General features: G+C 61.7%; 3 protein-coding genes and 1 pseudogene. 3 read left to right on the forward strand and 1 reads right to left on the reverse strand.

The annotated features are described in order from the left end of the window. Positions 1-185 (forward strand): annotated as a pseudogene (locus RMO18_RS17365) (allophanate hydrolase); the annotation flags it as partial. Positions 186-268: 83 nt separating this feature from the next. Here the strand turns inward: RMO18_RS17365 and RMO18_RS17370 are convergent. Beyond that, on the reverse strand, positions 269-1,210 hold the full coding sequence (locus RMO18_RS17370) for an AraC family transcriptional regulator (RefSeq protein ID WP_309667607.1): 942 nt from the start codon (positions 1,208-1,210) through the stop codon (positions 269-271). A 245-nt stretch (positions 1,211-1,455) separates the two neighbouring features. Between RMO18_RS17370 and RMO18_RS17375 the strand changes: the two genes are divergently transcribed. Together RMO18_RS17375 and RMO18_RS17380 are read left to right on the forward strand one after the other, a co-directional pair. Beyond that, positions 1,456-3,237, forward strand: a complete 1,782-nt coding sequence (locus tag RMO18_RS17375; RefSeq protein ID WP_309667608.1) for a hydantoinase B/oxoprolinase family protein — start codon at positions 1,456-1,458, stop codon at positions 3,235-3,237. 12 nt (positions 3,238-3,249) lie between these two features. Continuing rightward, on the forward strand, positions 3,250-5,093 hold a 1,844-nt coding region (locus tag RMO18_RS17380), incomplete at its 3' end, for a hydantoinase/oxoprolinase family protein (RefSeq protein ID WP_309667609.1).

The raw sequence follows: 5,093 nt of genomic DNA on the forward strand, positions 1-5,093 counted from the left end.
ATGCGGTGTCGGGCGGCGGGTACATGATGGTGGGCTGCGTCATCAGCGCCGACATGGACCTGATCGGCCAGTTGCAACCGCATTCGCCTGCCCGCTTTGTCGAGGTGACGATGGATCAGGCGCTTCAGGCTCGCCACGACCGGCAGGCGGCGCTGCAGCGCGTGCGCGATCACCTGGGGAAATGATGCGCGCGACCGCTCATCGTTCGCCTGTGGCTTCTCTTCGCGAGACAGCGAAGAGCGCACGAAGTGCGACGACGAGCGGCTTCCTAACGTCCCCGCGCCTCTTTCGGGGTGATCCCGAAGCGAGACCGAAAGGTGCGGGAAAACTGAGCCTGATCGGCGAAACCACGGGCGAAGGCGATCTCGCCGATGGCGCGGCAGTCGGCAGGGTTCTTGAGGTCCTCCAGCGCCGCCGCCAGCCTCGTGTCGCGGATCCACTGGCCAAGGGTGGTGTTGGTGTCGCGCAGAAGCTCGTGCAGGTAGCGGACGGAAATCCCGCAGCCGGCCGCCACCTCGTCGGGGCCAAGTTCGGGGTCGTCGATATGGCGGCGCACAAAGGCTTCGATCCGGGCCAGATGGGCGGTGCGGACGGTCGAGGCACCCGAGGTCAACACGCGCTCATCGGACTGGATGGCCAGAGCCAGAAGGTCCACCAATTGGCGCCCGACGATGGCGCGAGTCTCTTCGGTCATCGCGTCATAACGCTGCGGGATCAGGTGGACCATGTCGACGAAAAGCCCGTTCGCGCCGTTGGTCGCATCGAACTGCAGGCTGCAGAACCGGTCCGGCGCACGGATGCGGCCACCCAGCATGTCTTTCGCGAGTTTCATCACCCAGAGATCGGCGGGTTCGGCATGGCTGAACTCATAGGGCTCATGACTTCGCTCGATGAAGAAAGCACCCGGATTGGCGCGCACTACCTTTCCACCTTGGGCAAAGCGGACCTCGGACTTGGCGGGGAGCGTGACAAGGAATTCCTCTGGCCCCGGCTCGCGGAAATGCTTTGGCAGGCGGCGGTAGAGGAGCGCATCGGAGGTAAGGCGCGAAAGCGAAACCTCTCCCAGATCCCAACTGTTAAGCTCGCCATCAAAGGCCTCGGGGCGGGCGAATGTCAGGTCGAGCGGGAAATAGGCGCGCGCGATCGTCTCGTGCCAATGGCGGCTGCGCGCCGACTGGTCGACCCCGCGCGTCGTGATGGTGCTTTTCATACGCCCCGTACCCGTTTGCATGATCAGGACATGTCGCCGCGAGTCGGGCAAGCCCGCTTTGCGTGCGAATGCACTCAGGCACAAAACACCATGCGCCCATTGCAAAGACGGCTGCGCCCTCCAGCCGCTAGCGTCTCTTCATCAACGGCGCAACAGACGCCGCGTGACGGGGAGTTCTGGCAATCTGCACCGGGGGGCATCCTGGTCGACCCCGGTTTGCGCGGCTCTCAACGGAGGGCTTCGTAATGGCAAGGGCGGCACGCAAGAAGGTGGAGGTAGACCCAATCACCTTGTCGGTGGTCCGGGGCATCCTGGAGACGACGCAGCGCGAAATGACGTTGAGCCTGGAAAAGACCGCGCGTTCCTCGGTCTTCAACCTTGCACACGACTATTCGACCGCGCTCTTCAATGCGGTGCCCGAGATGATCCTGCAGGGCCAGGATATCCCCATTCACCTTGGGTCGCTGATCCCGGCGATGAAGCAGGTGGCGGGCTATTTCGGGAATGACATCCACGAAGGCGACCTGCTGATCCACAATGATCCGGCCTGGGGCGGCAGCCACGCCATCGACACCTGTTTCTATAAGCCGGTTTTCTGGAAGGGGAAGCTCAAATACTGGACCGTCTGCAAGGGCCACCTGACCGATATCGGCGGGCCTGTCCCAGCGGGCTACAACCCCAATGCCAAGGAAATCTACGCGGAATGTCTGCGTATCCCGCCGGTGAAGATCTGGGATCGAGGTGTGCCCAGAAAGGACGTGCTGAACTTCATCCTCACCAACATGCGCGCGCGCCGCGATCAGGAGGGTGACTTCAACGCGCTGATCGGGGCCTGCCAGGTCGGCGAACGCGCGTTGATCGCGATGCTGGAGAAATACGGCGAGGCGACTGTAGACGCCTGCATCGACACCCTGCTCGACATGGCTGAAAAACAGATGCGCGGGCTGATCGCCAGCGTGCCTGACGGCATATATGACGGTAGCGCCATCGTGGAAGACGCCGGCCACGGCTTTGGCGATTTCGAGATCAAGGCGCGCGTCACGATCACCGGCGACAATTGCCATATCGAAATCTCCAGCCCGCCGCAGATCCCCTATTTCATCAACAGCTACGAGGGGAACAGCTATTCCGGCGTCTATCTTGGCCTGATGATGTTCGCCCAGCTGCCGCCGCCGTACAACGAAGGGCTGTACCGCTGCATCAGCGTTGACATGGGGCCAAAGGGCACGCTGTGCAACGCGGTCGAACCCGCGCCGCACATGAACTGCACCACGACTCCGATGGAGACGCTGACCGACGCTGTGCGTCTGGCCTTCGAAAAGGCCATGCCGTCGAAGGTGTCGGCAAGCTGGGGCCACGCGAACGGGTTGAACATCGCGGGCTGGGACAAGCGGCACAATGAGGAATACGTGACGATGGTGCTGGCAACCATCATCAGTGGCGCCGGGGCCACACCAAGCCAGGACGGCTGGCACGCCTGCGGGCCGGAGTGCTGCTTTGGCGCGTTGACCAGCGGAGATGTGGAACTCCTGGAATACTCCTATCCCATCATCATCCACCGCTATTCGCTGATGACCGACTCGGGCGGTGCGGGCAAGAACCGCGGTGGTTCGGGCACTGCCTGGGAAGTGGAGCCGCTGAGCGACGATATGACTTTCATCACCTTCGGCGAAGGCCGCCGCATTCCGGCCGTCGGCGCGGCAGGGGCTTCCAGCACGATGATCGACACCAAGGTGGGCCGTCTGGAACTGGTCGAAGGCAACCGTACCGAGACCATCCGCGAAAACGTCATCAAGGTCATCAAACCCGGTGACCGCATCACCAACATGAACCCCGGCGGCGGCGGCTATGGCAACCCGATGGAGCGGCCGGTCGATAAGGTCGTCTGGGATGTGAAGAACGGTCTGGTTTCCATTAAAGGGGCAAGGGAGGATTACGGCGTCATCATCAAGGACCCGACCACGCTGGACGTGGATATCGCAGCAACATCAGCCCTGCGCGCCAAACGCGCCGTGGCCGCGAAATAAGGGGAACATGAGATGAAATCCGATTATCGTCTGGGCATTGACGCTGGCGGCACCTTCACTGACTTCGTGCTGGCCGACAAAACCGGTCAAGTGCGGCTGTTCAAGGCCCTGTCCACCCCGCAAGACCCGACGCTGGCCATCAGAAACGGCCTTCAGCTCATCTCGGAAGAACTGGGCGTTTCGGCTGAACATGTGGTGTCGAACTGCGATCTGTGCATCAACGGCACGACGGTGGGGCTGAACGCCCTGATCACCCACAAGGGGGCAAAGACCGGCCTGATCTGCACTGCGGGCCATGAAGACAGCCTTGAGATTCGCCTTGGCCACAAGGAAGACGGCTACCGCTATGACCCGGAATACCCGCCCGCCACCATGCTGGTGCCGCGCTATCTGCGCCGGGGCATCCGCGAGAGGATCCTTTCGGATGGCTCGATCCGTGAGCCCTTGAACGAAGCCGATGTCCGCGCCGCTTGCGAGGTGTTCAAGGCCGAAGGCGTGGAAACCGTGGCGATCAGCTTTGTCTGGTCGGTGCTGCATCCCGAACACGAAGCCCGCGCCGGTGCCATCGTGCGCGAGATGATGCCGGGGGTGATTCTGACGCTGGGGTCCGAGCTTTACCCGCAGGTCCGCGAATACACCCGCACCTCGACGGCAGTGGTGAACGCCTATCTGGCACCCATAATGAAGCGCTATGTCGCCGCGGTGGACAGCTATTTCCGCAGCCTCGGGGCCAAACAGCCGGTACGCTATTACCAGTCGAACGGCGGCCTTGCGATTGGACAGGCGATGACCGATCGCTCGGTCTATGCCATCAACTCGGGGCCTGCCTCCGCCCCTGCGGCAGGGCAATATGTCTGCGAGCCCTTCGGCTACAAGAACGTCATCACCGTTGATATGGGCGGCACGTCATTTGACATCACGTTGACCAAGGACGGGTCCACCAACATCAACAAGAACATCGACTTCCTGCGCTACCGCATCGGGGTGCCGATGATTCAGGTGGAAACCCTTGGCGCGGGCGGCGGGTCGATCGGCTGGATCGACGAGATGGGCCTGATGCAGATGGGTCCGCAATCGGCGGGGTCCGATCCGGGGCCTGCCTGCTATGGCCAGGGTGGCAAGCTGCCCACGGTGTCGGACGCCAATCTTGTGATGGGGTATCTTAACCCCGATGGTCTGGTCGGTGGGCGGCTGCCGTTGGACTATCAAAAGGCCCATGACGCCATCAAGACCAACCTCGCCGACCCCCTGAAGATGATCGTCGAACGCGCCGCTTATGGCATGTTCACCATCGTCAACGCCAACATGGTCAACGGCATCCGTCGCGTTACGGTGGAGCGTGGCTATGACCCGCGCGACTTTGTGCTGGTGGGCGCAGGTGGGGCGACGGCGGCCCATATCACGGCGCTGGCCGACGCCATCGGCATCGATACTATCGTGTTGCCGAAGCTGGCTTCGGGCCTCTGCGCCTTTGGCCAGATCATCAGTGACGTGAAGTACAACTACATGGCCACAGCGCCTTTACGGCTGGACAATGACGCGGCCTTTGCGCGGATCGACACGCTGTTCAACCAGATCGAAGCGCAGGGCGTGGCGCATCTGAAGAGCGATGGCTTCAAGGCCAAAGACATCATCACCAAGCGCAGCCTTGACATGCGCTATGTTGGGCAAGTCCATGAATGCACAGTTGAAATTGGAAACTTCAAGGTTGACGTCAAGTCCATTTCCAAAATCAAAGACGCCTTCCACAAGCGGCATAAGGAACTTTACACCTATGCCGAACCTCAGTCGGTGGTCGAAGTGGTGAACATCGAAAGCACGGTCTACGGCGTCGTGGACAAACCCGAGCGCATGAC

Origin of the sequence: Tabrizicola sp., assembly GCF_031377265.1 — a bacterium.
Taxonomy (GTDB): domain Bacteria; phylum Pseudomonadota; class Alphaproteobacteria; order Rhodobacterales; family Rhodobacteraceae; genus JAUYQR01.